At 63.8% G+C, this 1,014-nt stretch carries 1 protein-coding gene; it reads right to left on the reverse strand.

Annotated features, from left to right (window positions below):
* Positions 1–306: 306 nt before the first annotated feature.
* Positions 307–819, reverse strand: coding sequence for a nitroreductase family protein (locus tag QVE23_RS08965; protein ID WP_025545193.1), 513 nt, complete (start codon positions 817–819; stop codon positions 307–309).
* Positions 820–1,014 lie beyond the last annotated feature (195 nt).

Consider the following 1,014-nt stretch of genomic DNA (forward strand, 5'->3'; position numbering starts at 1 on the left):
CATCGCGTTGCTGGTGCTGGCGGCGGCGCTGATCGTCTGGAAGCTGACGGTAGGCCGCCGGCGCTACCGGTACGGCCGTAGCGTACCCCGCCGCCGCGGGGGCGGCTACCGGGGCCGGAGGCGACATTGACACAAAAGGGCCCTGGGGCAGCATCCCCAGGGCCTTTTTACAGAGAGAGGCACAAAGCGCAGCTGTTGAGATACGGAATCCTCCCGCTCTGCTCTTCACTCTTTCCAGAAAATCCGGAATAGAATTCAGGGGCGCGCGGCGTGCGCCCCTGATTCCTGATTCCAGTTCCCTTATTGTCACAGATACCGCACCAGCTCCTCCAGGGGCTTGCGGTCCGTGTGCAGGCGGGAGGGATGGGCGCCCTCCGCCGGATAGCCCATAGGCAGCAGGGCGATGGGTGTCAGCCCCGCCAGCTCCGGGAATGCGGCGTGGAGCTTCTCCGGGTCGAACATGCCCACATAGGTGGTGCCGAGGCCCAGGTCCGCGGCCTGGAGCATCATCTGGGTGACGGCGATAGCCGCGTCAATCTCGCCGTGGTTCTTGCCGTCGTCCTCCCGCTTCCAGGCGGCCTCCGGGTCGTATGCCACCAGCAGCATCACCGGCGGATGGAAGTGAGCGCCGGTGCAGCCGTCCACCTTTTCCAGCGCCTCCGAGCTCTGGAGCACAAAGATGCGCTGGGGCTGGAGGTTATGGGCAGTGGGGGCATTGCGGCCGGCCTCCAGCACGGCGGAGAGCTTCTCCGCCTCCACGGGGCGGTCGCTGAATTTCCGCAGAGAATATCGCTCCGCGGCCAGTTTCGCAAAATCCATGGGGATGCTTCCTTTCTGATGTAGAGATACCTGATTTTAGCACATCCCCGCGGCCGCCGCAACTGTTTTTCTCACATCCCCTGGTTGGGCATCCAGCCGCTGCGGAGGACCTCGTCGCAGATGTCCCGGCAGCGGGTGTCGTAGAACTCGATGAATTTCAGGGAATAAATGTCCGAGACGATGTAGCGGTCCCGG

The sequence above is a fragment of the Oscillibacter sp. KLE 1728 genome (genome assembly GCF_934833455.1).
Taxonomy (GTDB): Bacteria; Bacillota; Clostridia; order Oscillospirales; family Oscillospiraceae; genus Oscillibacter; species Oscillibacter welbionis.